A 26775-nucleotide genomic window follows, 5' to 3' on the forward strand; every position below is an offset into this window, starting at 1 on the left:
GAGGCGAACAGGCGGCGGTGGTCCGGCGGAGCGGAAGCGTGTTTCCCCGGGGTGACAACTTGCTGTCTTTTGGTCGTATGATTGCCGGGTTTGTCGGGTTTCATGTAAACAGTGATGACGTATCGCCCGGTTCGGCGGGTGCGTCTCCGCAGCTCAGCGCGCTTTTCTAGCTGCGGGTGACGCACTCGTGACTTTCTGTGCAAAGATTGACAAATCGCCACGAGTTCACCGGGCAAAAGGGCTCCGTTGTCTTTTCTTGATGCACTGGTTACCGTCGAGTGTCTAGCGATGCCCCAGACTCTTGACATTCCGGTCACTGATCGTGAATCGGACGCAATTGTGTTTCGGCAGTCACCGGGAGTGACCCCCGCCGGTGGTAGTGGGATCACGGATGCTTAACAGGCCACCAGCCTCGCGGATCCGTGCCTCCTCCACCGGCGCTCTTGGCTACGACCGCCCTGTCAGCAGACCGCCGCGCCGGGCTCGGCTGTGAGGTTCGGAGAGAGTTTTGGGCAAGTTCCTGGTCAGACGACTGTTGAACTACGTCGTACTGATCTTCCTCGCGACGAGCTTCGCGTACCTGCTCGCCGCCGCCAATCTGTACCCGCGCGGCTACTTCGAGCAGATGCAGCCGCCGCCGACGGACGCGGTGATCAATGCTCAGCTCGACACCCTCAACCTGAACGACCAGACGCCCCTGGCGCAGCGGTACGTGACCTGGCTGAGCGGTGTCGCCCAGGGCGACTTCGGACAGACCATCCAGGGCAGGGACGTCACCCCGCAGATCTGGCTCAAGGCCGGTGTCACCCTGCGGCTGATCACGGTGGCCACCCTCCTGGGCAGCGCCCTGGGCATCGCCATCGGCGCCTACGCGGCCGTGCGCCAGTACCGGATGTTCGACAAGGCGGCGACCGTCGCCTCGTTCTTCGTGCTGGCCATCCCCACCGTCGTCATCGCGCTCAGCGTGCAGGTGTTCGCCACCGGGATCAACGAGGCCGTCGGCTTCCAGCTCTTCCTGTTCTCCGGCGAGTACTCGGCGGGCTTCCGCGGCAACGCATGGGAACTCCTGCTCAACCGGATCCACCACGCGATCCTGCCGACCTTCGTGCTCGCCGTCGCGCTCTTCGCCGCCTTCGCCCGCTACCAGCGCAACATGATGCTGGACGTCCTGGGCTCGGACTTCGTGCGCACCGCGATGGCCAAGGGGCTCACCCGGCGCAAGGCGCTGTTCAAGCACGCCCTGCGCACCGCGCTGATCCCGACCATCACGTACTTCACCTTCACCTTCGGCGTGATGGTCTCCGGCGCGACCTTCACCGAGAAGATCTTCGGATGGCACGGGATGGGGGCCTGGCTGATCGACGCGATCTTCCAGCAGGACGTCCACATCGTGGCCGCGGCCTCCTGCTTCATGGCCGTGACGATCATGGTGGCGTCGTTCCTCTCGGACATCCTCTACGCCTGGCTCGACCCGAGGGTGCGGGTGTGACCGTGACAAGGAACCGCGCGTCCGCGCACACCCCGCCCCGCCAGTACGCCCCCGCTGCCATCGAGCTGGAGATCCGGTCATGAGCACCACCGAAACGAGCACGGAGCTCGGAAAGGCCCCGACCGTACCGCCGGCGCCCAACCGGGCCAAGGCCATCGTCGGCCAGCTCCTGGGCACCCCCCGGGTGATCATCGGGCTGGTCCTGCTGGCCCTGCTCGCGATCCTCGCCTTCGTCGGCCCGGCCATCAGCGGCTGGGAGGTCGGCGAGCGCGACTACACCGCCTTCCTGGACGGGCCCTCGGCCGAGCACTGGATGGGCACCAACAAGACCGGCCAGGACGTCTGGACGCAGTCCACCGCCGGCCTGCAGAAGTCGCTGCTCATCGGCCTGCTGGTGGCGCTGATGTCCACCGGCATCGCGGCCCTGGTCGGCGCCTTCGCCGGCTACTTCGGCGGCATCACCGACCGCGCCCTGATGTGGATCGCCGACCTGGCCCTGGTGCTGCCCAGCTTCGTCATCCTGGCCATCCTCGCCGAGCAGTTCGGCGGCAACGGGGGCTGGATCATGCTGGTGGTCCTGCTGGCCGCGTTCAGCTGGATGGTCACCTCCAAGATGATCCGCGGCATGACCATCTCCCTGCGGGAGCGGGAGTACATCCACGCGGCCCGGTTCATGGGCGTCCCCTCGCACAAGATCATCCTCCGGCACATCCTGCCCAACATGTCGTCGCTCCTCATCGCGGACGCCACCATCGCGGTCAGCACCGCGATCATCGGCGAGACCTCGCTGAGCTACTTCGGCTTCGGCGTCCAGATGCCGGACATCAGCCTCGGCGTGGTGATCGCCGACGGGTCCAGCTACGCCAACACCAGCTGGTGGATCTTCGCGTTCCCCACGGTGCTCCTGGTGATCCTGGTGCTCGCGGTGAACATGATCGGGGACGGGCTGCGTGACGCCCTGGACCCGCAGTCCAAGTCGCGCCGGTCCTAGGGGGGAAGCACACATGAGCGCACAGACCATCGAGAACACCGAGGCCGCCTCGGAACGCCAGGGCGACGAGACCCCGGTCCTGGAGGTCAGGGACCTCCACGTCACCTTCCGGGGGTTCAACGGCAACCCGGACGTGAACGCCGTGCGCGGCGTCAGCTACGCGGTCCGCCGCGGCGAGGTGCTCGGCATCGTCGGCGAGTCCGGCTCGGGCAAGTCCGTGTCGTCCATGGCGGCCATGGGCCTGCTGCCCGACCACGCCGTCATCACCGGCTCGGTCAAGCTGCACGGCGAGGAGATCCTGGGCCTGGACGACCGCGAGATGGCCACCCGCCGCGGCAAGGTCATCTCCATGGTGTTCCAGGACCCGCTGTCGGGTCTGACCCCCGTCTACACCGTGGGCGACCAGCTGTCCGAGGCCGTCCTGATCCACAACCCCAAGGCGTCCAAGGAGGAGGCCCGCAAGCGGGCCGTCCACCTGCTGGACCTGGTCGGCATCCCCAACCCCGAGGGCCGCTACCGCTCGTTCCCGCACGAGTTCTCCGGCGGTATGCGCCAGCGCGTCATGATCGCCATGGCGATGGCCAACGACCCCGACGTCATCATCTGCGACGAGCCGACCACCGCCCTGGACGTCACCATCCAGGCGCAGATCCTGGACCTGCTGCGCACCGCCCGCGAGGAGACCGGCGCGGCGATCGTCATGATCACCCACGACCTCGGCGTCGTCGCCGGGTTCGTCGACCGGGTGCTCGTCATGTACGCGGGCCGCCCCGTCGAGATGGGCACCGTCGACGAGATCTACTACGGCAGCCGCATGCCCTACACCATGGGCCTGCTCGGCGCCGTGCCCCGCATGGACCTGGAGCGCCAGGGCGCCCTCGTCCCCATCAAGGGGACCCCGCCCTCGCTGACCGCGCTGCCGCCCGGCTGCCCCTTCGCGCCGCGCTGCCCCATCGCCGAGCCCGAGTGCTCGCTGGCCGAACCCGACCTGCTCCCGGTGGGCGAGCAGCCCTCCGAGGCGCAGATCCGGGCCGCCCAGGAGGCGGGCGCCCCCGCCGAGGCCGCCGCCGTCGGCGACACGGGCGTCCAGCGGGTGGCCTGCATTCGCTCCGGCGAGATCGCCGAGAACGGCTGGACCGCCCAGGACATCTACCCCATCCCGGAGATCCCCGAGGTCCCCGCCGCCGCGGTGCGCCGCGAGGACCGGACCGAGATGCTGCGGGTCGAGTCGCTGATCAAGCACCACCCGCTCACCAAGGGTGCGGTGTTCAAGCGCCGGGTCGGCACCGTCTACGCGGTCGACGGCATCGACTTCGACATCCGCGAGGGCGAGACCCTGGCCCTGGTCGGCGAGTCCGGCTGCGGCAAGTCCACCACCCTCATGGAGATCATGGGGCTGGCCAAGCCTCAGGGCGGATCCGTCACCGTGATGGGGCGCGAGACCTCCAAGATCAGCGGCGCCGACCGGTTCGCCCTCCGCCGCGACATGCAGATCGTGTTCCAGGACCCGATGAGCTCGCTGGACCCGCGCATGCCGGTCTTCGACATCATCGCCGAGCCGCTGCGCACCCACCGGTACAGCGAGGCCGACACCACCGCCCGCGTCTACGAGCTGCTGGAGCTGGTGGGCCTCAACCTCGAACACGCCACCCGCTACCCCTCGGAGTTCTCCGGCGGCCAGCGCCAGCGCATCGGCATCGCCCGAGCCCTGGCCCTGGAGCCCAAGCTCCTGGTGCTCGACGAGCCGGTGTCCGCCCTGGACGTGTCCATCCAGGCGGGCGTGGTCAACCTCCTGGAGGAGCTCCAGGCCCGGCTGGGCCTGTCGTACCTCTTCGTCGCGCACGACCTGTCCGTGGTCCGGCACATCGCCGACCGCGTGGCCGTCATGTACCTGGGCCGGATCGTCGAGATCGGCGACACCGACTCGGTGTACACCCGGCCCGCACACCCCTACACCCAGGCGCTGCTGTCCGCGATCCCCATCCCCGACCCGGAGAAGGAGCGCGCGCGCACGCACATCGTCTTGGACGGCGACCTGCCCAGCCCCGCCAACCCGCCATCGGGTTGCAGGTTCCGGACCAGGTGCCAGAAGTTCGTCACCCTCTCCGAACCCGAACAGGAGCGGTGCATGAGCGTCGAACCGGCGCTGGAGGCCACCAATGGTGGCGACCAGGCGACCGCCTGCCACTTCGCGGAGCGGCGGTCGGTCCTCTAGACCCGTCCGGTTTCGATACGGCACGGGCCGACGCCGCCCCGCGCGTCGGCCTACCCATCCCCAGAGGAGGAATCCCCATGCGAATCGGGAAGGCGCGTTATCTCGCCCCCGTCGCGGCACTGGTCGTTGCGGCCAGCGCGTGCAGCAGCGGCGACGAGCAGTCGCCCGAGGAGGCCCAGCAGGAGAACGCCTCCCTCGAGGCGACCGACCTGAACCCGGCGCCCCGCGAGGAGCTGCAGGAGGGCGGCCAGTTCGTCTGGGCCCTCAGCGAGTACGAGGACCAGTACAACATGGTCCACATCCAGGGCAACAAGGCCGACGTCCGCCGCGTCATGGGCGCGATGATGCCCTCGATCACGCGCTTCCAGCCCGACGGCACCTACGAGCCGCGCGAGGAGTACGTGCTCGACTACGGGGTGAGCGAGGACGGCCTCACGGTCGACTTCACCCTCAACCCCGAGGCCACCTGGTCCAACGGCGAGCCCGTGACCTGGGAGGACTACGCCGCCATGGTCGCCGTCATCAACGGTGACGTCGAGGGCGAGTTCGAGATCCAGGGCGACGACGGCTACAAGTACATCGAGGAGGTCGTCCAGGGCGAGGACGAGTTCTCCTTCACCCTGGAGTTCTCCCAGCCGTACTCCGACTGGCCGGCCCTCTTCGACATTGTGTACCCCAAGGAGTACATGGAGGACGAGGAGCTGTTCGCCGAGGGCTACACCGAGGGCGAGGAGTTCATCACCGCGGGCCCGTTCGCGAACCCCGAGTTCGACGAGGTCACCCAGCGCATCACCGTCAGCCGCAACGAGGACTGGTGGGGCAACCCGGCGCTGCTCGACGAGATCATCTTCGTGAACGTGGCGATCGACGGCCAGGCCACCGCGTTCAACAACGGTGAGATCGACGGCTTCTACCTCGGCTACGACTCCGCGGGCTACCAGCTCCTCGAGGGCAAGGAGGGCGCGTACTTCACCCGCGCCGTCAACAACGGCCACCGCTTCGTCTCGGTGAACGCCGGCAGCGAGATCCTGGCCGACAAGAACGTCCGCCACGCCCTCGCCATGGGCATCAACCGCGACACCCTCGCCGAGGTCGCCCTGAGCCCGGTCGACTGGCCGATCACCGGCGAGGTCAACCGCCTCCTGCGCTCCAGCCAGCACGGCTACCAGGACAACAGCGGCGAGCTGGGCGAGTACAACCCGGAGCGGGCCCGCGAGCTCCTCGACGAGGCCGGCTGGACCCTGGAGGAGGGTGCGGAGTTCCGCACCAACGCCGACGGTGAGACCCTGACCCTCAGCTACGTCGCCTCCGACGACATGCAGCTGGCCAAGGACGAGGCCGACATCACCCGCGAGATGCTCGCGGAGATCGGCATCGAGGTCGACGTCCAGCACGTGCCGGGCAACGCCCTGTTCTCGGACTACATCATCCCGGGCAACTACGAGCTGGCCGCGTTCGTGCTCACCGGCACCAACCCGTACGCCACCAGCAGCGCCGGCAACTTCGGCGGCCCGTACGACGAGGCCGGCGAGGACTGGGGCAACAACACCAGCTTCCACTCCACCCCGGAGATCAACGACCTGTTCGAGGAGCTGGGCCAGGAGACCGACCCCGACCGGTACGCGGAGATCGCCAACCAGATCGACGCCGCCATCTGGGACGAGGTGCTGACCATCCCGATGTTCGAGCGCCCCGGCCAGTACGTCCTCAAGGACAACCTCCACAACTGGGGCGAGGTCGGCCTCGCGGGCGACTACGTCTACGAGGACATCGGCTGGGCCGCGGAGTAGTCCTCCCTCTGTGAGAAACGGTCACGGGCGGCCCTGACCCGCCGCCGGTGAACGTCCTCCGGGCGCCGGCCCCCTCGCGGGGCCGGCGCCCTCCTGCGTTCCGGGGCCCGTGCGGGCCGGGTTGGGACCGCGGCCCGTGCTGTGGCAAGGTGTGGATCGGATCCCCCCTCCACCCCCCGCCCCGCTCGCTGGAAAGCTCCCCATGACCGCACGTTCGCTCCTCGCCGTCGCGACGGCCCTGGCGCTCGGCGCCGCCCTGGCCGCCTGTTCCGGTGGGGAGGACCCCGCTCCCGCACCCGCCTCAGAGCCCGCCCAGGCCGGGGCGGCCTCCCCGGCGCCCGACACGGGCGACGAGAGCGCGGGCCCCTCGGCCCCGGCCTCCGACGACGGGGCGGCCGCCCCCGTCGGCTGGGCCGCCCAGCCGCTGGAACGGGACGGCGAGGAGTTCCCCGCGGTCACCGGCGGCGCCGCCGGCGAGACCGTCACCGCCACCGGCGCCGACGAGCTCGCCCGGCACCTGAGCGCCGAGGAGCCGCTCGTGATCGAGGTCTCGGGCGGCATCGACCTGGACGGGACCGTCGAGATCGGCTCCGACAAGACCCTCGTCGCCGCCGCGGGCGAGGGCGCCGAGCTGACCGGGGGGCGCCTGGCCGTGGACGGGGCGGCCAACGTCATCGTCAGCGGCCTGACCCTGGACACCGACGGCACAGCGGTGTCGGTGAGCGGCGGAGCCCACCACGTGTGGATCGACGGCAACACCCTGTGGGACGGCGGCGGCGACCCGCTCGTGTCCGTCACCGGCGGCGCCGACCACGTGACCGTCTCCCGCAACCACTTCCGCGACGCCGACGCGGCGCTGAGCATCGGCGGCCGCGAGGAGGAGCCGGGGGCGCTGCGGGTCAGCGTCCACCACAACCTCTTCGACGGCACCGAGACCCGCAGCCCCCGGGTCCGCGGCGGCGAGGTGCACGTGTTCAACAACCTGTACCGGGGCGACGCCGAGTACGGGGTGGAGTCGGGGTACGGCGCCGCCGTCCTGGTCGAGGGCAACTACTTCGACGGCTTCGGGATCTCCGTCCGGATCGACCCGGAGGAGCCCGGCGCCACCCTCACCCGCGACAACCTCCTGGTGGACACCGCCCAGCCCGAGCTCTTCGGCTCGGTCGACGACCCTCCCTACGCCTACGAGCTCGACGACACCGCCGACGTCCCCGACATCGTCTCCGCCACCGCCGGCGCCCCCCACTGACCCGCGCCGCCAACGTGAGCGCGCCCCGGCCCTGAGCAGCGACCGCGCCGCCGTATCCGTCTCCACTCCCTGCCGTCGGCGCCCGGGACCGGCGCGGCGTCCCGGTCCGCCGTCGGCGTGAGCGGGCCCGTCCGGGTCCCGCCCCGTGACCCTGGCACGGTGCTCCGGGCCCGCCGTCCCTCGGCGGCGCCCGGCCGGGCGGGTCCCGGTAGGGCGACCGGGTCCCGGCGGTCCCGCGGGCGGGCCGGGCCGGTCCCCGGCTGGGCCTCAGGAGGGCGGAGGGCCGTACTCGTAGAGCTCCTCCAGACCGGTCGAGGTGCCGTAGGCCAGGCGCAGGGGGTCCCCGTCGGGCGTGAGCCACAGGGTGAACGGCACCCCCTCCAGCGACTCCACGGTGTTGGTCCCGGTGCCGGAGTCGTAGCCGCCGACCCACGCGGTGAACGTCCCCTCGTAGCGCAGGGCGGTGACGTCGCCCGCACCGGTGTCGAGCTCCTCCCGGGACGCGAGTTCCAGGTCCTCGGAGGACTCGGCGATCTCGCGCAGCTTGGCCGAGCCGAACATCGCCGAGCACAGGTACCGGTCCGCTTCGGAGGGCTCCTCCGGGATCTGCAGCCCGTGCCCCGCCGTGGTGATCGGAACACCGTCCCCCAGGTCGTAGTGGTACACCTCCGGGCCGTCCGCGTAGGTGAAGGACAGCTCGAACCGCGGGTTCCCGGACACGTCGTAGGACGCGGTGCCCTCGCCCACCGGCCGCCCCTCCCGGAGCCGGGTGAAGGTCAGCGCGTAGGAGTCGGCCGCCTCCATCCGCTCGGCGGCGTCCAGCACGAACGCCGCGGCGTCCTCGGGGGAGGGCCGTTCGGGTTCGGGCTCCTTGAGGACCACCCGGGCCACCCACCAGCCGCTGGCGACCACGGCCAGGCACACGGCGAGGATCGCCAGGGTCATCGGCCACCCGGGCCGCCCGACCGGGGCGGCCGACTCGTCCTCGGGCGCGGTGTCGGGCAACGACGACATCGACGACACGGCCTCGACCTCGATTCTGCGGTTCACGCGACCACGCGCGGATCGCGGGGGGTACGGGGGGTCGTCGCCCGGGGCGTCCGGACGACATCGCGGTGTTGTGCGTGCCCAAGGTACGACGCGGTGACGCAGCGTTCTGTTCGAGGATCGCGTACACGCGATCACCACCCGTGCCCACGAACCTCAGGACCCAGTCCCCGGCGGGGGAGTCCAGGGCCTGTTCCAGGAACCCGAACGTCTCGGTCCGCGCCAGCCGGCGCAGCACCTCCTCCGCGGCGTGCTCCCACAGCAGCCGGACGGCGATCCGGGCGGCCGGCACCTCCGAGAAGGAGCGGCTGGAGAAGAGCTCGTACAGCTCCTCCGCCTCCAGCCGCAGCACGGTCGCCTCCAGCACCTCCGAGTCCAGCAGCGCCAGCACGGCCAGGGCGCAGTCCACCCTGCCCACCGGGTCGGGGCGCGGCAGTCCGCGCCCGCAGCGCAGCAGCACGTCCGCCGCGGCCACCGGGTCGAGGGTCCAGTCCGGGGCCGAGCCGGGGCCCTGCACCACCCGGTCCAGCGACCGCTCCACCCCCTCCCAGGCCGGGCGGGCGGGGAGCACCGCGACGACCAGTACCGCCACCAGGGCCAGCACGGCCGCGTACTCCGCCAGCGCGTGTCCGCGGTCCACGGCGCCCCCTCACCGAAGCCGGGGCGGTCGGCGCTCGAAGCCCCGGATACGCCGCCGGATCCGCTCCCGCTCCCCGTGCGGGCACTCCCAGCCCCGGGCGGCCAGTTCGTCGCGGATCCGGGTCAGCAGCTTCGGGGCGTGGCACTGGAGCATGTGGATCGTCACCGGCACGACCTGCCAGTCCGCCGCGCGCATCAGCGTGTACCGGGCCCGGTCGCGGCGCTCCATCCGCGGGCCGCTGTGGTGCAGCAGGCTGTCGTACTCCACCGCCAGCCGGTACCGGGGCCACCCCAGGTCGGCGTGGAGCGTCCGGTGGTGCACCCGGACCGGGCACTGCGCCTGCGGCGGGGGCAGGCCCGCCTGCAGGATCACCGCGCGCAGCCACGACTCGGCGGGGGACCGGCTCAGCGGCGACGCGTAGCCCACCGCCGTGCGCAGCCGCCGGAAGTGCGCCTCGGTGAACAGGTGCCGGTATCCCAGGACCCGCTCCGGGTCGGCCAGCCCCCGGGAGAGGAAGGCGTCGATGCGCGCGGTCGCCATCGGCACCGACGGGGCCCGGGCGGTGACCTCGGCGGCGGTGCGCGCCGCGGAGGTGACGGGGATCCCCTCCACCACCACCCGGTCGGCGGCCGGCACCACCTCCCGGCGCACCGCCACCGGCAGGCCCCGCAGGGGTGTGCCCGGCGGCAGCGCCACCCGGGGCGGTGACCGGGTGATGTGCTCCTCGGGGCCGGTCAGGTCGACGCCCCACAGGTAGGCGGCGGTCAGGTCGCGCACCACCGCGTGGGGCGACAGCACGGGCACGATCGGCCGCAGCGTCCGCAGCAGCAGCCCCCGGTCCGGCAGGGGCTCGTGCGTCGGCGCGGGGGGACTCTCGGTGTCCAGGGGGTCACGGGTCATGGATCCAGGTTCGGTGCGGGCCCGGGCCCGGACAAGCCCTTCTCCGGACCTGTGGACAACCCTCGCGCGCCGCTACCGCATGTTCCCCGGCCCCGCCGCCAGGTGGATGTGGTCCACGTGGTCCTGGGTGAGGTTCCCGGTGTCCTGGTGGAAGCGCCGCACCTCCATCCAGGGGCCCACCGGGTCGCCCCTGGTCGCGTTCCAGATGTGGTGGTCGTAGATCAGGCCCTTGACGCCCAGCCGGTGGGCGTTCTGGATGATCCAGTCGATCACGCCCACCGCGCTGTCGTGCATCTGCGGCGTGGGGACGGTCCCGATGGGCGCCATCATGTAGTCCACGGCCATGCCGTAGCCGTGGTCGCTGGTGGGCTCGCTGCGGTAGCCGCCCGCGGTCAGGTAGAACCCGCCGAACTCCTGCTGGAGGGTCTCGTGCACCTGGCACATGGTCGGGTGCAGCTGCCCCAGCGAGGCGCAGTCGACGATCGCCCCGGCACCGAACACCACCCGGCTCGGGTCGAACTCGTAGCGCCCCTCCTGGTCGACCAGGTGCACGCTCACCACCCGGCGGGCCTGGTCCAGGCTGGTGACCTCGGCGCCCGAGCAGTAGATCCCGCCGTCGTCGCGCCCGCACTCGGGGAACTCCGCGATCGCGATCGCCGCGGCCGTCCCCACCCGCGTGCTCCCGTCCTCCTCGCCGTCGCACGTCACGTCGCCCCAGTGCCGTGAGCCGTCCTCCTCCAGCTCCTTCTGGCAGATGGCCCCGCGCACCTCGACCCGCACGATGTTGCCGTTGCGGCCCATGACGTTGTCGCTGGCCCGGAGGTCGGTGACCACCGCGTCGTTGGCGCGGGCGTACTCCTCGGCGCGCTCCCGGGCGACCTCCTCGTCGAACAGGGGCATGGGGAAGCGCCCCTCCACCAGGTCCTCGGCCGCCGACTCCTGCAGGGCGCTCACCGCGGCCAGCGCGGCGGCGTCCGCGGCCGTCTGCACCCGCGAACGCTGGTCCCCGGCCGCCCCCACGCGCACGAACAGCAGCGTCAGCGCGAGCAGGGCCAGGGTCAGCCCGAACAGGAGCAGGATGTTGGCCTGCCCGTCGTCGCGGTGACCGAGCAGGTGGCGTCGTCGGGGGGCGGGGGTCGGCGATCCCATGCTGTCGTCCGAGGGGTGAAGGGGGCGGGCGGGGAAGGCCGCGAATGGCACGGGGTGAGCACCCGACCACGTTGGGGCCACCGGGCGCAGCCTACCCCGAGGCCACGGCGATCGGTAGGGGGCCGGGGTTCCCTGTGGAAGGGCGGCCCGTGGCCGGGTGCGGTCGCCGGGGTGCGCCCGCCCGGGAACACGGGAAGGGTGTGTTCGGCATCGTTTCCGTGACACACCCGGCTTTCCAGCGCGTGTGTCCGACAAAAACCGACTCCAGCGGAGAGGATGGACGCTGTCCGACACATTCCGTATCAGCAGATCCACCGCCCGGCCGGCGGTGGCCCGGTGACCAGAAGGCGAGAGTATGAATCCCCGTACTCCGATGACAGCGGTAGAGCAGGACCGGTCCCTGCGCCGGATCGGGTCGGTGCTCCTGGAGGCCGCCCCGCAGGACTGGATCAAACTCCGCCTGGTGTACGCGGGCCTGGTCGACTGCGAGTCCATCCACCTGGAGGCCCTGCTCCCCGACGGCGGCCGTGTCGGCCGGGTCCCGCCCCTGGCGCTGCTCGACGAACTCCGGGAGCTGCGGGCGGGGATGGCCCGCCCCCGCACCGGGACCTGGTACACGGTCTACTACGACCTGGAGCGCCCGGCCCGCTACCGGGTCCGCTACGACCACGACAACGAGCCCCACTTCGACGAGCCCCGCGACAACGACAGCTACCTGCTGGACCTGGAGCACTTCCCCCGGGACCGCGCCCACATGCCGGACTGGCTGCTGGAACGCCTGGAGGGCGACCTGGTCCCGGAGACCGTGTCGCCGTGGATGGCGCTGGCCGCCCCCGGGGCCTCGCGCGAGGGCCGCATCGACCCGGGCGACATGACCCCGGAGGAGATGATGGACACCGTCCAAGAGATCGCCGACCGCACCGTCGCGGCGGTCTGGGGCGAGTGGAGGCAGATCGTCATCGACCACAAGGCGCTGGTCGGCGTGGCCTCCACCCGGGTGGAGGTCGCCCGCGAGGACGGCCGCGAATGGGACCTGCTGCCGCCGGAGGCGGCCCGGCTGCTGGACCGGCTGCGCACCGGCATGTACCAGCCGGGCAAGGGCACCTGGTTCACCGCCAGGCTCACCGTCAAGGAGTCCCGCGAGATCGGCGTCCACTTCGACCACGGCAACCCGCCGGAGTTCGACGCCGAACCCGACCCCCGCGACTTCTACCGGGACGCGGTGCGCTTCCCCCGCAGCGCCGACCACATGCCCGACTGGCTGCTGGAGCGGCTCGGCCGCGCCCAGCGCATGATCCGCACCGCGAACGGCGGGGGCGACCCGTTCACCGGAGCCGCCGGTTGATCGCCGACCACAGGTGCACGTCGGCCACGGTGACCTTCAGGTCGCCGTTGGCCAGCGGCGACGCGGTCACCGAGCGCACGTAGGGGCCGTGGTTCCAGCGCCGGGCGGTGTGCCCGAGCACGCTCCCGGCGCCGATCCGGCTCAGCGCCCCGGCCGGGCCGACCAGCAGCCGCACCTGCCAGGTCGCCCGCAGGCCGTCGGTGCCGGTGTACTCGGGGCGGGCCAGCAGGGGCGGCGTCCCGGTCAGCAGGCGGCCCTCCACGTCCAACGGGTACCGCTGCCCGGCGTCGGAGCCCCGCACCACCTCCACCGCCGCCGCGACCCCCTCGGGCAGGGCGTCGGTGAGCCGGACCGCGAACCGGAGCCGGTCGCCCCGGGCGGTGGCGCGCACCCGCACGTCCTCGACCTCCACAGTGGGCGCCAGCGGCGAGGTCCGCAGCCCCAGCCGGTCGTTGACCGTGTAGTAGGGGCGCACCCGCGACCCCGGCCCGCGGGCGGGGCGCACGTCCTGGGCCGGGTACTCGATGATCTTCTTGTACCCGACGACCCCGGGCAGGTGGCGGCCCACACTGCACTCGGTGCCGTTGGACAGCACCAGCCGCATCTCCCAGGTCTCGGAGTCGCCGTGGCGGCCGCGCACCACCGCCGCCGGGTCGATGACGGCGGTGAACAGGCCGCCGATCGCCACCGGGGACGAGAACTCCCGCAGGGTCCGGGGCGAGTTGCGCAGCCGCACCACCATGCGGGCGCGGGCGTCGGCCTCGTCGTGCCCCAGCACCCGGCCCTGGACGGTGATGAGCCCCTCGGCGACCTCCACGTGCTCGACCTCCGCGTGGTGGGCCGACCGGCGCACGTGCAGCAGCAGGCCGCCCTTGGCCGAGCGGGTCGGGATCACCAGGGACAGCTCCGGCGTCCGCTTGGGCGCCAACGGGTAGCCCTGCTGGTGGATCTCCAGGTCCCGCACCGGGGTGATGGCGTCGCCGTCGACCCGGGTCACCTCCCAGGTGACGGCGGCCAGCCGCTCCCTGGCCGGGTCCACCACCACCTGCCCCCGCCAGTCCGGGGCCAGGGTGACGCGCTGCCCGGGGCGCACCAGCTCGACCAGGTCGGGCGGGTCGGTGAACGACAGCGTCACCAGCCCGTCGCCGCCGGCGCGCACCCGGCAGGAGACGGGGGGCTCGGTGCGCGGCGCCGGGACCGGGACCGGGGGAGCGACGTCGGAGGCGGTCAGCGGCGCCCCGGCCAGGTCGGAGAACAGGCCCTCGTGCAGGCGCACCACGTTCGCCGGGTCGAACCGCTCGGAGTCGGCCAGCGCCGCCGCCGACATGCGCTGCCGCAGCCGGTCGTCGGCCATGAGCCGGGACATGCCCTCGGCGATGCCCTGCACGGACTTGTTGGGCACCAGGAAGCCGTCCTCCTGGTCGCGGATGATGGAGGCGGGCCCGTGCGGGCAGTCGGTGCTCACCACCGGCAGGCCCGAGCGCATCGCCTCCACGATGGTCATCCCGAACGGCTCCTCGCTGGAGGTCACCGCGGCGAACGCCCCCTGCGCCCACGCCTCCTCCACGTGCGTGTGCGGCCCCATGAGCCACACCCGGTCGTGCAGCCCCAGGGAGCCGACCAGCCGGGCCAGAGTCTTGCGCCGGTCGCCGCGGCCGTAGATGCGCAGCGTCCAGTCGGGGTACTCCTCGGCCAGCGACGCGAACGCCTTCACCAGCAGGTCGTGCCGCTTGCTGGGGGCCAGCCGCCCGGCGGAGACGATGGTGCGGCTGTTGTGCCCGTTGGTGGTGAACGGCGGGGCCGGGACCGAGTTGGGGATGGACAGCACCCGCACGCCCGGCAGCGGCATGTTCCGGGCGTAGGTGCGGGCGTCGGCCTCGGTGACGGTCACGAAGGCGTCCAGGCCCGGGTACTCCTCGGCCATGACGCGCCGCAGCGATCCGGAGTGCTGCTCGTAGGTGAGGTGCTCCTGCCCGACCTTGACCACGCGGTCGGGGGCGCACCGGGCGATGACGACGTTGAGCCCGGGCCGGGTGCCGACGACGACGTCGGCGTCGGTGGTGGACAGGTACTGCTCGAGCCGGTCGTCGGTGAGCCTGCTGTGGGTCGAGCCCCGGGAGTCCTCGGGCGGGAAGAGGACGGGGGGGAGGCCGGCCCGCTCCGATCCCTCGTACAGCGGCCGGCCGCCCACCCCGGTGGAACCGTCGTGGTCGCGCACGTCGACGAGCGGGCGCAGGGCCACCCCCGGGGGCACGGGCAGGGCGGGCTCGTCGCGGTGGCGGAACACCGAGACGATCTCCACCTCGTGCCGGGCGGCCAGGGCCGCCGCCTGGTTGGCGACGGTACGGATGGTGCCACCGATGCCGTACATGTCGTTGATCAGATAAGCGATCTTCACCTGGCCCCCGTGTTCTCGGGGCCGGTCCGCGCCCCCGCACGGACCGGCCCCGGTCGTCGCCCACCCGCACCGGACGCCCCGCCGCCGGGGCGGGCGGAGCGGTGCGGGAATGAACAGGCTAAGAGCGGCGGCCACCCCCGACGTGCGGTCCTGTGAACTCCTGCCGGAAGGTTTGCCACGGTATGTCGGTGTTTTGCATGCTGTTCACAGGGCCGCCGGCGCGGGTCCGTACGACACGGAGGGCGGTCCCGGGGCCGCTCCGGGCCCGTGCCGCCGCTCCGGCCCGCGCTCGTCCGCCGCGGACCCCTATCCGTCGGGACCGCCCCCGGACCACGGTGCCCTAACCTGGTCCGCACCCCCGTCGCACGAAGGACCGGCCCATGCCCGAACGCCCCTCGCCCGTCGCCACCGTCCGCCTGGCCCACAGCAGGCGCCGGAACCACACCGGTCAGTCGGTGACCGTCAAGGTGCGGCGCCCGGCCACGGGGGCGGTGATCCACCCGGTGGTCTGCCCGACCTGCAAGGAGGAGTTCACCGTCGAGGTCCACAGCCTGGAGTCGATCAGGGACCGCGTGCGCCCCAGGCGCCTGGTGCGGGGCGGCGCGCTGCTCGCCCTGGCGGTCGCGCTCCTGGCCGCCGCCGCGGCGGCCTTCCCGAACATCTCGCTGACCTACTCCTGGGCGGGGGTCGCCGTCTTCCTCCTGGTCGTGGCGGTGGTCCACCTGGCGGGCACCCGCCATGACCAGGGCCTGGGCACCCTGCGCAGGGCCGCGGACGACCGCGCCCTGCCCCTGGCCGGCTTCGCCGGGCACTTCCTCTTCTGACCCGCGCGCCGGCCCGGGGCGGCCGATGGCGGGCGGCCGGGACCCGGGGCGCGTGCGCGGTGCCGCCCGTGCCTCCGGGGTCAGTACCGGGCCCGCAGGCCCCTCGCCTGCGCGCCGGGTCTGTTCGCCGCGCAGGTGCTCCCGGGGAGGACGGACCCCGCGGCGACGGCCCGCCGTGCGCGCTCAGCCCGCCGCGGCGTCGGCCCGCGCCCCCGGGCGCAGCTCCGCGACGGCCCTCCGGTGCCGGGCGAGCCGGGCCAGCTCGTCGTCCATGCGCTCCAGCTCCCGCGCCAGCAGCGGGTCCAGGCAGGGCTCCACGTCGCCCCCGCCGCCGCACGCGCACTCCAGAACGGTGCGGATGACCTTGGTGCCCAGCCCCGCCTCCAACAGGCGGCGGATCCGGTGCACCGTCTCCACGTCACCGGGCTCGTACACCCGCTGGCCCGCCGCCGTGCGCCGCGGCGCCAGCAGCCCCTGCTCCTCGTAGTACCGGAGCAGCCGCACGCCGACACCCGTCCGCGCGGCCAGGTCCCCGATCCGCATTCCGGTGATCCGTGCCACGTCCCCTTGCCCCTCTCACCGATGTCAGCTCTTAACGTCCTCGCATGACAGAGAACACCACGGGCACCCTCGAGCGGAACACCGCCCCCGCGCACTCCCTCTCCACCTCCCGGATCGGCCTGGGGACCATGCGCTTCGCCGACGCCCCGCACCGGCGGTCCGGGGCCACGGCCCCCGTCTGGAGCGCCCCCACCGACCGGGACGACCTCATCGCCCTGCTGCACCGGGCCCTGGAACTGGGCATCGACCACTTCGACACCGCCGACGCCTACGCCCTGGGCGAGGGCGAGCGGCTGCTCGGGGAGGCGCTGCGCGGCACGGGCGCCACCATCGCCACCAAGGTCGGCGTCACCCGGCCGGGCCCGGAGGAATGGGTGCCGCTGGGCCACCCCGCCTACCTGCGCCAGCAGGTCGAGGCGAGCCTGCGCCGCCTGGGCACCGACACGATCGACCTGCTCTACCTGCACCGCGTCGACCCGGCCGTCCCGATCGAGGACCAGGTGGGAGCCCTGGCACAGGCGCAGCGGGAGGGGAAGGCGCGGGCGATCGGGCTGTCGGAGGTGGACGTCGCCACCCTGGAGCGCGCGCACGCGGTCGCCCCGATCTCGGCCGTCCAGAACCTGTACAACCACGCGGCCCGCGACCACGACCCGGTGGTGGACCGCACCGCCGAGCTGGGCATCGCGTTCGTGCCGTTCTTCCCGGTGGCGATGGGGGAGGCGGTGGCCGCCTCGCCGGTGGCGGAGGTCGCCGCCGAGACGGGGGCGAGCCCCGTCCAGGTGCAGCTGGCCTGGCTGCTGCGCCGGGGCGCCCACATCCTGCCGATCCCGGGGACGACCTCGGTCGGCCACCTGGAGGAGAACGCCGCGGCCGCGCGGCTGGAGCTGACCGACGACCAGGTCCGCCGCCTCGACGCCCCGCCGGCGGAGGCGGGCTGACCGCCCGCCGCCGCCCGTGTCCCGTGGCCGCTCCCGGCCACGGGGCCGGAGCCCCGGCACCGTCCGTGTCCCCCCTGGCGTCCTAGAGGTGTTGCCGAGGAGAACACGACGGAGGTCGCACATGTCGGAGTCGTCCGGGAGACGCAGGGGGCTCGGGGGTATGCCCGCTCAGTGGAGCGAGGACATCGAACGCTGGAAGAGCGCGGCGTACGAGACGCTGGCCGACGGCACGCCCCCGACCGTCGGTCAGTGGGGCGACCCGACGAATTGGGGGGTGCGCCGCCCCGTCGTCACCGCCGACGGAACGGCGGTGGTCCCGCCCTACGTCCCCCGCGACTTCGACGGCCGGCTCCGGGCGGCCGTGGACGCGGGCGGGCTCGTCCTCCTGACGGGTGAGAGGACCGCGGGCCGGTCCCGCAGCGCTTACGAGGCCGTGTCGCACCTGACCGACCACACCCTCCTCATCCCCCGCCCCGGGACCGGGCTCACGCGACTGTGGCGGGAGGCGGCCCGGCACCCCCGGTGCGTGCTGTGGCTGGACGGCGGCATCCAGTGGCTGTGGCTCGGCATGGATCCGGCGAACCCCGCGGAGGAGCTCGCCCGCTTCCTCGACGCCCCGCCGGGCGGCCACCGCCTGCTGGTGGGGATGCTCTCCCAGGACGAGCGGGCCCTGCTGGCCAGGGCGGGGAGCACGACATTGCCCTCGTACGCGGTTCGGACCGCCACGCGGCTGGCGGGACTGGAGGAGGGTGAGGAGGAGGACCTGAAGGAGTACATGGGCACCCTCATACGCTCCTTTCCCGGTCGGGCCGTGGAAGCAGAACTGGACCGGGCGGTCGAGGTGATGGTGCCCCGGGCCCTGTCGGAGGCCGAGCGCGACCGCGTGCGGGAGGTGCGATCCTGGTCGGGGGACGACCGGTTCGACCGGGTCCTCAAGAACGGCGGCCGCTACGGCTTCGCCTCCTGCATCGAGAACACCGACCTGCTGGCCGACCGCTGGGACCGGGCCCGGTCCGCCGACCCGGCCGCCGGCGGGACACCCCGCCCCCGGGGCGTCGCCCTGGTCACCGCCACGGCCCTGGTGTACAGCCGCGGCTTCCAGGGGACCGTTCCCCGGGAACTGGTGGAGCACCTGCACACGAGGTTCCTGGAGGAACGGCCGGGCGGGTCGGGTCCGATCCCCGAAACGCTGGAGGAGGCGTGGGCCTGGGCGACCGAGGCCGTGGCCGAGTCCTCGCCCATGGCCCAGCTCTCGTTCTCGTCCGGGCCGATGGCGATGTTCGAGGCCCTGTTGATCCCCTTCGAAAGCGACGGCGTCGGCATATCCCCACGGGTGCTGAACGAGGTCTGGAGCCTGTACCCGGACGACATCCCGATCACGGACGAGGAGTTCGACCGCATCCTGGGGTACGCGTCCACCATCGGCTCGGCCTCCGGCCTGGGGCGCGACGCCTCGGGGCGTTCGCGTTACGACTTGGCGGAACGCGCCTACCGTAAGGCGGTCGAACTGCGCGCGGCCACCGTGGCCCCGGACGAGCCGGTGCTCCTGGAACTCCGGGAGTCCCTGGGAACGGTGCTGACCTTCGGGGGGCGTCTCACCGAGGCCGTGGCCGAGCTGGAGGGGGTCGCCCGCGCACGGCTCCGAATCCTGGGAGAAGCCCATGAGGACACGTTGTCGACCCGGTATTTCCTGGCGCTGGCGCTGCACCGGGCGGGCCGCCTGGAAGAGGCCCTTCCCGAGGCCGAAGCGGTGCGGGAGGCGCGTCTGCACCTCTTGGGCCAGGACCACCCGGACACGGTGGAGGCCAGGAACCGGCTGGGCATGACCCTGGCCCTGCTCGGGCAGCACGGACGGGCTCGGGCCGAGTTCGAGGCCACTGTGGAAGTGCTGCGCCGGAGCGCGGGCGAGGACGCTGAGAACACCCTGTGGACCCGCTTCCGCCTCGCGCAGTCCAACGTGGGCCTGAAGCGGCTGTCCACCGCACGTGCTCAACTGCGGGAGATCCTCGACACGGCGGTGCACGCCCTGGGCGAAGAACACCCGCTCATCCCGGCGGCCATGTGGGAGCTGGCGGTGGTCTCCTCGCGCGAAGGTCTGCACCGGGAGGCCGAGGCCGGGTTCCGGGCCCTGTGGGAGCTGCGACGCCGCACGATGGGTGAGGAGCACCCGGACACCCAGAAGGCCCGGTTCGAAACGTTGATGGCCGGCTACGCGGCCGAACAGAGCGAAGGCGGTGACGTCGACCGGATCGGACTGGAGGCGGAACTGCGGGACATCGTGGCCGTCCTGGACCGCCGGCCCGATGCCGCCGATCCCCTCGAAGTGAGGGCCCGGAACACCCTGGTGACGGTACTGGTCAACGCGGGACGCTGGTCGGAGGCCGAGCCCGAGGCGCGCTCGCTGTACGAGATCCGCTCACGGATGTCGGGCCCCGACGACCCCCTCGTGTTGGCGGACCGCCACTGGCTCGGCCGGGTGCTGTCGGCCCTGGACCGGAAGGAGGAGGCCCTCGCCGAATGGCGTGCGGTGTACCAGGACCGCGCCCGAGTGCTGGGCGCCGACCACCCGGACACCCTGGCCTCCCGGTACGCCATGACCACGGCGTTGCGGGACGCCGGGTGCTATGAGGAGCACTACACCGAGGCCGCCGCGGCTCGCGACGACCTCATCCGCGACCTCGGGGAGGACCACCCGGACCTGGTGGCCTACCACCAGGACCTCGCGGCGACGTCCTGGTGGCTGGGGCGCATGGACGAGGCGGAGACCGGGTTTCTGAAGGCCCTCCGGATGCGGCGTCGGATCTCCGGGGAGGAGCACGAGTCCACGCTCGGGCTCCGCAGCCGGCTGGCCGAACTGCACCGGGTGCAGGAGCGCTACGAGGAGGCCGAGGCCGAACTCCGCGCACTGGTGGAGGACACGCGGCGCGTATTGGGGGAGGAGCACCGGGAGACCCTGGAGGCACGGGACAAGCTGGGCCGGACACTGTCCGACACGGGGCGGGGGGAGGAGGCCGTTCCCGAGTTCGGCGCGGCGCTGGAGGTACGGCGGCGCCTGCTGGGGGAGGAGCATCCGACCACGTTGAATACCCGGGAGTGGTACGGGCACGCACTGTCCTCCTCGGGCCGGTACGAGGAGGCGCTGGTCGAGTTCCGGGCGGTGCGTGAGGCGCGGAACCGCCTCTCGGGGCCCGACCATGAAGAGGCGCTCAAGATGCTGGAGTGGTCGGCCGGTGTACTGGTGAATCTGAAACGGTACGAGGAGGCGCTGGCCGAGTACCGGGAGCTGACGCAGGCCTGGGCCCGGGTTTCGGGCGAGGAGGCCTCGAAGGTTCTCCAGGGGCGGAGGTGGGTCGCCCACCTCCTGGGGCGCTTGGAGCGGCACGAGGAGGCGGCGGTCGAGTACCGGGGGCTTCTGGAGGTCCGGGCCCGGGCGGCGGGCCCCGAGAACGAGGAGGCGCTGGCCGACTGGAGCGGACTGGCCCTGGCACTGGAGGATCTGGGCCGGTACGAGGAGGCGCTGACCGAGTACCGGGCGATGCGGGAGGCCTCGGCGCGGGTCCTGGGCGCGGAACACGAGAAAACCCTCTGGGCCTGGGAGAGGCAGGTGCTGGTGCTGCACGAGGCGGGTCGGCTCGCGGAGGCCGAAGCCGGACTCCGCGAGATGCTGGAGGTCCGGACCCGTGTGTCGGGTCCCGAGCACGCCGACACCCTCTGGGCCCGGAGCAGGCTGGCCCTGGCCTGGAAGGGGCTGGAGTGGTACGAGGAGGCGGCCGCCGAGTACCGGGCGGTGTGGGAGATCAGGGTCCGGGTGCTGGGGCCCGACCACGAGGACACCCTGCGCAGCGAGCAGCGGATGAACGAGGCGCTCCGGGCGGCCGCGACCGAAGCCGCCGACGGCGGAGCGGACTCCCCCGACTCCGGGCGGGGGGTCGGGGGTGAGGCGTGAGGCCGGTGCACCCGGGGCGGCAGGGCGCCGACGCGGGCACCCCGCCCTGTGGGGGATCGCGGGGGTCTCGGCCGCGGGCGCCCTGACGGCGGTCCTGGTGGTGCCGCTCGGCGGAGACGGGACCGGCCCCGCCGTGGACCGGGGGCAGACCCTGGCGGAGCAGATCGCCTGCGCCGACGTGATCGTGGAGGGCGAGGTCAGCTCGGTGGAGGCGGTGACGGACCCACGAGGGGAAGGGCCCAGGGCGGCGGAGGAGCCCCTGGTGGAGGTGACCATCGCCGTGCGGGAGTGGGTCAAGCCCGCCTCCGGAGGGGAGATGGCGCGGGTGACCGTCCCGGACCCCGCCTACGCGGACCCGCTGGGGGCGCTCGCCGTGGGGACGGACGTGTTCGTCACGGTGCCCCGGTCGGCCGGGCTCCCGGCGGGCATCCACCAGGGCGCCGACGTCCCGGCCGCACGGGAGGAGGTCGAGGGGGAACTCGCCCGCGCCGGGGAGGCGGCCTGCCCGCCGGAGTGGGGCGGGCCGTGACCGCATCCGGCCCTCCCGGGCGAACGTCCACCGCGGCCGGGGACCGGGCGGTAGCCTCGTCCTGCGTCCCGGGCGTCCGCGGCGCGGGGGCGGCGACGGTGCGCGGGCCGGGACGGCCGGAGGCGGCCGCGGGGCCTCCTCCGGGGAGACCGGAGCGGGTCCCCGACCGGGGCGGCCCGCGGAGAGGACGGTGGGGATCGTGATGCCGCTGCGGGCCGCCGCGCTGCTGGGAGCGGTCATGGGCATGCGCCGCTGCGGCTACCCGTGGCCGCTGCGCCGCGCGGCCGTGGAGGAGCTGCACACCCGCTACCTGCCCGAGGACGCGGATCCCGGGGCCGGGGACGACGCCCTGTCCAGGGAACCGGAGCCCCTCGCCGAGGCGTGGGAGTGGCTGACCGCCCCCCGGGCGCGGATGCCGCGGCTGTTCCTCACCGCCGACACGGTCACCGGCATGGATCCGGAGCCGCCCCGCGGGTACACCGACCAGGTCCCGGACGCGGAGTTCCAGGTGCTCCTGGGATGCTCCTCGCGGGAGGAGGCCCTGCACATCGCCCGCACGCAGCTCGCCGACGGCGCCCTGCGGCAGGCGGAGTCCGCCTACCGGCGGGTGCGCAGGCTCCGGGGCCGCGCCCGCCGCGACGAGCGCAGGGCCGGGTTCGCCCCGCAGCGGGAGCGGTTGCAGGACCGGGCCCGGCAACGGGCCCGGACGCTGGGCCCGGAGGCCCCCGAGACCCTGGCGGCCCGGGAGGAACTGGCCGCACTGCTGTGGGAGCACCGGCGCGAATCCGCCGTCCCGGAGTACCGGGCGGTGTGGCAGGGGCGAATGCGCGCCCTCGGCCCCGACCACCCGGACACCCTGGCCGCCCGCCAGAGCCTGGCCCTGACGCTGCGCGCGCTCGCCCGTCCGGAGGAGGCCGGGGCCGAGATCGGCGAGGTCCTGCGGGACCGGCGGCGGGTCCAGGGTGCGGACCATCCGGACACCCTCAAGGCCTGGGAGCTGGCCTGCCGGGTCGACGAGGACCTGATGCGGCGGGGCGCGCGGGACCGCGGCACCGGGCCGGGAACGATGCCCGACCGGGAGCCGGACCGGCTCCCGGATCTGGAATCGGGACTGCTCTCCCTGGTGGTGGCCTCCTGCCGGGTGCTGGGCCCGGACCACCCGGACACCCTGGCCCGCCGCTGGGACCTGGGCCGGATGCCCCGGTGGCGCGGGGCCGAGGCGGAGTCGGCGTTCGAGCTCGCCCCGGTGGTCGAGACCGCCGAACGCGTCCTGGGGGAGGGACACCGGCAGGTGCGGCGCTACCACCGGGAGTGGACGGCCGGCCTGCGCGACGTGGCCGCGCGGCACCCCGAGCACCGGGCCGCGGTCGCCGACCTCGTCCAGGCCCTGGTGCGGAGGCTCGAGGGGGCGCTGGGTGAGGACCACCCGCACACCCTGGCGATGCGGACCGAGCTGCTGCGCGCGCTGCGGTGGGACCCGGCACGGCAGGAGGCCGGGCTCACCGGCGCGATGGAGTCGCACCGGCGCGCCCTGGAGGCCACCGACCCGCCGGGAGTGACGCCGGACGCGGGCCCGGAGGCTGCGTCGGATGCGGACGAGGCGGAGACGATGGTGCGGCGCCTGGAGGCCTACCGCGCCGCCGCGTCGGAGACCGTGCGGGCGCTGACCGAGGCCGGCCGGCTGCCGGGGCGGGAGCCCGGCGACCAGGAACGCCTGGACCTGCTGTTCGTCGCCGCCTGGACGCTGAGCGACATGGGGGTCCACGACGAAGCGGTGCTGGGACTGCGGGCGATCGTGCGGGGCTACCTGCTGCGGCACGGCGAGCGGGACCCGGACACCTGGCGGGTCTGGCAGGCGCTGGTGGTGACGCTGGTCCGGGCGGGCGGCCGGGAGAACCTGGAGGGCGCCGCCGCGGAACTCGGTGACCTGGTGTCGGCCCAGACCCGGGCGCTGGGCGCCGACCACTCGGAGACCCTGCGGGTCCGCAGCCGCATGGCGGCGACGTGGGCGAGCCTGGGCCTCCTGGAGGAGGCGGAGGCCGAGTACCGGGAGGTGCTGGCGGCGCTGCGCCGCGTCGCGGGACCGGAGGCCCAGGAGACCCTGGACGTGGAGCAGCACCTGGCCGAGGTCATCGGCTTCATCGAGGAGCAGGCCGAGCGGGAGGAGACCCAGCCCTGACCGGTGTTCCCGGGTGGGGGGTGCACGCGTCGCGCGTGGGGCAGGGGCACGGCCATGGGTGGACGGGAGCGGGGGCGGCTCCGTCGATAGGAGCGGCCACGGCACCCACGGTGGTGAGTGCGCGGAGGCGTCGGAAGTCACGGAGTTCTGTTGCGCGACTCCTTGAACCGAGGGGTACTCGGCCTGCCCGGGGGACGGGGCGGGCCGGACCCGGCTTCGCGACGTGCTGGAAGCGCATGGGCTCCCGCCACCGCCGCGAACGGATGGATCCGGCAGGGGCCACGGCGACGGTCGGAGCGGGCGTGCCGGGCGGCCCCGGTCAGTAGGAGCCGCTGCCCTGCCAGTAGGACCAGGCCACACACGGGGTTCCGTGGGTGTCCCTGATGTGCCCGAGCCCCCACTCGACCTGGGCCTGGGCACTGTCCCGGAACCCGGATGGCAGGCTGCCGTGCACCCCCGGGACGAACCCCGAAATGCCGACCGCCCCCGTCTCCGGGTCGGTGACCGTGTGGTCCCAGTGGGACATCGCCCCCCAGAGGTTGCTCAGGCACTGCCACTCGGCGTCCTGCCAGCCGTAGCCCTCGGCGAGGGATCGGGCGATGTTCTGGTTGTCGACCCGGTTCGGGTTGCCCTGGCCCCACTCGTACGACTCCGGCGCCTCCGGCCGATCGGCCTCGGTCCAGGTCTCCCCGCAGGAGGGGCCGCGCACCAGGCACACCATCTGCCGCACGCCTTCGTTGAAGGTCCTGCTCAGCTCCAGCTGGTACACCGCGACCATGACGGCGGCGACGAGGATGAGCACGGCCGCCGTCTCGGTCAGTGCCGCGCCCCGGTCTCCGCCATGGGGGTCCGAGGGCCACAGCCAACGCCAGAAGCGCGGGGGTCCACTGCGTTCCCCCGCACGCCCCGCAGGCCGCGAAGGCGATGGCCTCCGCGGTTCCCCGAAGTTCGTGTGCCGGGAGCCAGACAAATCATTCTCCAGAAGGTTTTGGTCGGGGGCTGTCAAGAAATGGGGATGTTCTCGATCGGCTCGAACCCGGGGATCTCCAAGGTGATGCTCTCGACATCGGAGGGGACAGAGAACATCGACCAGTATGAGACCTTTTCTCCGGGACTCACCCACTCTTTGAAGGCCGACGAGCTGTCTCCTGAGCACAGGCAGGAACCGGATTCGTCCATGATGGGATGGAATCTGGACGATCCGTCTGTGGCCATGGCTGTCACTCCGGCGTAGTTGGCGCCTGAGTAAAGATATGACCTCCCGGCGAGCCAGGTCAGAGTGACTCGATCGCTCCCTGTGTTCTCAATGCTCCATGTGATGGACAGTATATTTCCGGCCTCGTTCCTCTCTGCAATGTTTGCTTCTGCGATGAGGTTGCTCGACTGGGTTTCATTTCCAGTGGCAGACCCAAGGGATTCGAGATCTCTCGGCTTTGAAGCGGGAGCTGCCGAGCTGATTCCAGCTGACATGGTGGCGGCTACGAGAACAGCCATGCAGAGGGTGCTTGCTGCTTTTTTTCTTTTTTGCTTCATGGTCGCCTACTTTTCGAACGTCACGCTGACACGGCGATTTCTCTCTCGTCCTTCTTCCGTGCTGTTGTCGGCGATCGGGTCGCTCGATCCATGGCCGGCGACTTCGAAATCGATCCCAGATCGTGTCAGGAGATCCGCCAGTGCCTCCTTGACCGACTCGGCTCGTTCCTCGGAGAGCGGGACGTTTGTCGCATCGCTTCCCGTGTTGTCGGCGTGGCCGTCGATTTTCACGGTCGTGGCCGACGAGTCGTCGATCTCCAGGGCGACCTGCTCCAGTATCTCTTCTGCTTCAGAGTTCAGATCGGAGCTGTTGGTCTCGAAAAGCACGTCGGAGGACAGGATGATGCTCACTTCCTCGCCGCTCTCGGTGCGACCGGTTTGATCCTCCAGATTGTCCGATATCATTGTCAGGTTGAGTATCTGGGCATCCGCCAGGCTTATATTATCCATTCTTTCCGTAGAGTCACTGATGGGTACGTCCATGATCGGTGGCGCCAGTGGAACCACGACCGTCATCTGTTCCAGGTCATCCGGGGGTTCTGGGTATATAACCCAGATCTCCTCGCTTTCCCCTGCCGGTATGGGACCTTCCAGGGGTGGGGAGCAGAAACATTGTCCATTGCTCTGGTCGTAGCTGAGGTATCTTTTTTGATTGCTTGCGTCGACCAGGGATACCAGGCTTGCTGTGTTCGGGTCGTTCGGCTCGGATAGCCCGTCGAAAAGTGATATGCTTTCCGTGGATTTATTGGACACCTGTAGGCGAAGTCTTAGTGCTTCGCTTTCCAGTCGCTCTAGGGCTACAACGCCGATCTCGAGGTCTTGGCCCAGGGGTGTGGTGGTCGTCGCCGCGTGGGCGATCGGGTTCCCCTCGGTGTCCCCTCCCTGCTCATCGGGTGGATTGCTTTCTAGGGTTCCGGTGTCCTCTGGTCGTGGGGTGCTTCCGTCTTCTGGGGACACCACACATGCGGTCAGCGTCAGGAGAAGTGTTGCTGTTACCCCGGAAGAGAATGCCTGTCTTCTTTTTTTCGGGGTGGAGGTTTTGGAAAGCAAGC

At 72.1% G+C, this 26775-nt stretch carries 19 protein-coding genes; 11 read left to right on the plus strand and 8 right to left on the minus strand.

All coding sequences use genetic code 11. The features are described from left to right. The first annotated feature begins 508 nt into the window (after positions 1-508). The 5 genes from ACFVNO_RS16975 to ACFVNO_RS16995 all read left to right on the plus strand — a co-directional run bounded on the left by ACFVNO_RS16975 (position 509) and on the right by ACFVNO_RS16995 (position 7734). Complete coding sequence (locus ACFVNO_RS16975; protein ID WP_378893573.1) at positions 509-1489, plus strand: ABC transporter permease; 981 nt, start codon at positions 509-511, stop codon at positions 1487-1489. Positions 1490-1568: 79 nt separating this feature from the next. Then, positions 1569-2480 (plus strand): ABC transporter permease, encoded by a 912-nt coding sequence (locus ACFVNO_RS16980; protein WP_378893576.1) that lies wholly within the window; start codon positions 1569-1571, stop codon positions 2478-2480. 13 nt (positions 2481-2493) lie between these two features. After that, the gene (locus ACFVNO_RS16985; RefSeq protein ID WP_378893579.1) at positions 2494-4695 is read left to right on the plus strand and encodes a dipeptide ABC transporter ATP-binding protein; all 2202 of its coding nucleotides are present in this window, start codon (positions 2494-2496) and stop codon (positions 4693-4695) included. Between the two features lie 77 nt (positions 4696-4772). Beyond that, positions 4773-6485, plus strand: a complete 1713-nt coding sequence (locus ACFVNO_RS16990) for an ABC transporter family substrate-binding protein (RefSeq protein WP_378893582.1) — start codon at positions 4773-4775, stop codon at positions 6483-6485. Positions 6486-6687: 202 nt separating this feature from the next. Next, positions 6688-7734, plus strand: a complete 1047-nt coding sequence (locus tag ACFVNO_RS16995; RefSeq protein ID WP_378893584.1) for a polysaccharide lyase family 1 protein — start codon at positions 6688-6690, stop codon at positions 7732-7734. A gap of 267 nt (positions 7735-8001) precedes the next feature. Here ACFVNO_RS16995 and ACFVNO_RS17000 read toward each other — a convergent pair whose 3' ends face one another. From ACFVNO_RS17000 to ACFVNO_RS17010, 3 genes are all read right to left on the minus strand, one after another. After that, positions 8002-8784: a hypothetical protein gene (locus tag ACFVNO_RS17000; protein ID WP_378893586.1), complete on the minus strand. Its 783-nt coding sequence runs from the start codon at positions 8782-8784 to the stop codon at positions 8002-8004. Between the two features lie 646 nt (positions 8785-9430). Next, on the minus strand, positions 9431-10321 hold the full coding sequence (locus ACFVNO_RS17005; protein ID WP_378893588.1) for a hypothetical protein: 891 nt from the start codon (positions 10319-10321) through the stop codon (positions 9431-9433). 72 nt (positions 10322-10393) lie between these two features. Continuing rightward, positions 10394-11470: a pilus assembly protein TadG-related protein gene (locus ACFVNO_RS17010; RefSeq protein WP_378893590.1), complete on the minus strand. Its 1077-nt coding sequence runs from the start codon at positions 11468-11470 to the stop codon at positions 10394-10396. Positions 11471-11843: 373 nt separating this feature from the next. On the opposite strand from ACFVNO_RS17010, the gene ACFVNO_RS17015 reads away from it, so the two are divergent. Further along, positions 11844-12815 carry a hypothetical protein gene (locus ACFVNO_RS17015; protein ID WP_355265539.1) on the plus strand — a complete coding sequence of 324 codons (972 nt, stop codon included), beginning with the start codon at positions 11844-11846 and terminating at the stop codon, positions 12813-12815. On the opposite strand, the gene ACFVNO_RS17020 is transcribed toward ACFVNO_RS17015, so the two are convergent. After that, positions 12796-15213 (minus strand): glycosyltransferase family 4 protein, encoded by a 2418-nt coding sequence (locus ACFVNO_RS17020; protein WP_378893593.1) that lies wholly within the window; start codon positions 15211-15213, stop codon positions 12796-12798. The genes ACFVNO_RS17015 and ACFVNO_RS17020 overlap by 20 nt on opposite strands. 380 nt (positions 15214-15593) lie before the next feature. On the opposite strand from ACFVNO_RS17020, the gene ACFVNO_RS17025 reads away from it, so the two are divergent. Continuing rightward, positions 15594-16037 carry a hypothetical protein gene (locus ACFVNO_RS17025; protein ID WP_355265534.1) on the plus strand — a complete coding sequence of 148 codons (444 nt, stop codon included), beginning with the start codon at positions 15594-15596 and terminating at the stop codon, positions 16035-16037. Between the two features lie 183 nt (positions 16038-16220). Here the strand turns inward: ACFVNO_RS17025 and ACFVNO_RS17030 are convergent, their stop codons facing one another. Next, positions 16221-16598, minus strand: coding sequence for a MerR family transcriptional regulator (locus ACFVNO_RS17030; protein WP_355265531.1), 378 nt, complete (start codon positions 16596-16598; stop codon positions 16221-16223). Between the two features lie 44 nt (positions 16599-16642). On the opposite strand from ACFVNO_RS17030, the gene ACFVNO_RS17035 reads away from it, so the two are divergent. From ACFVNO_RS17035 to ACFVNO_RS17050, 4 genes are all read left to right on the plus strand, one after another. Further along, positions 16643-17536, plus strand: a complete 894-nt coding sequence (locus ACFVNO_RS17035) for an aldo/keto reductase (protein WP_355265528.1) — start codon at positions 16643-16645, stop codon at positions 17534-17536. 160 nt (positions 17537-17696) lie between these two features. Then, on the plus strand, positions 17697-21482 hold the full coding sequence (locus tag ACFVNO_RS17040; RefSeq protein ID WP_378893596.1) for a tetratricopeptide repeat protein: 3786 nt from the start codon (positions 17697-17699) through the stop codon (positions 21480-21482). Next, positions 21472-22011, plus strand: coding sequence for a hypothetical protein (locus ACFVNO_RS17045; protein ID WP_378893598.1), 540 nt, complete (start codon positions 21472-21474; stop codon positions 22009-22011). Before ACFVNO_RS17040 ends, ACFVNO_RS17045 begins: the two co-directional genes overlap by 11 nt. Positions 22012-22201: 190 nt before the next feature. Next, complete coding sequence (locus tag ACFVNO_RS17050; RefSeq protein ID WP_355265519.1) at positions 22202-24190, plus strand: tetratricopeptide repeat protein; 1989 nt, start codon at positions 22202-22204, stop codon at positions 24188-24190. Positions 24191-24509: 319 nt separating this feature from the next. On the opposite strand, the gene ACFVNO_RS17055 is transcribed toward ACFVNO_RS17050, so the two are convergent. The 3 genes from ACFVNO_RS17055 to ACFVNO_RS17065 all read right to left on the minus strand — a co-directional run bounded on the left by ACFVNO_RS17055 (position 24510) and on the right by ACFVNO_RS17065 (position 26773). Next, positions 24510-24992, minus strand: coding sequence for a hypothetical protein (locus tag ACFVNO_RS17055; RefSeq protein WP_355265516.1), 483 nt, complete (start codon positions 24990-24992; stop codon positions 24510-24512). 200 nt (positions 24993-25192) lie between these two features. Continuing rightward, positions 25193-25684: a hypothetical protein gene (locus tag ACFVNO_RS17060; protein WP_378893601.1), complete on the minus strand. Its 492-nt coding sequence runs from the start codon at positions 25682-25684 to the stop codon at positions 25193-25195. Between the two features lie 45 nt (positions 25685-25729). Beyond that, on the minus strand, positions 25730-26773 hold the full coding sequence (locus ACFVNO_RS17065; RefSeq protein ID WP_378893603.1) for an OmpA family protein: 1044 nt from the start codon (positions 26771-26773) through the stop codon (positions 25730-25732). Positions 26774-26775: the final 2 nt, after the last annotated feature.

Source organism: Nocardiopsis sp. NPDC057823, assembly GCF_042797335.1.
GTDB lineage: Bacteria > Actinomycetota > Actinomycetes > Streptosporangiales > Streptosporangiaceae > Nocardiopsis > Nocardiopsis changdeensis.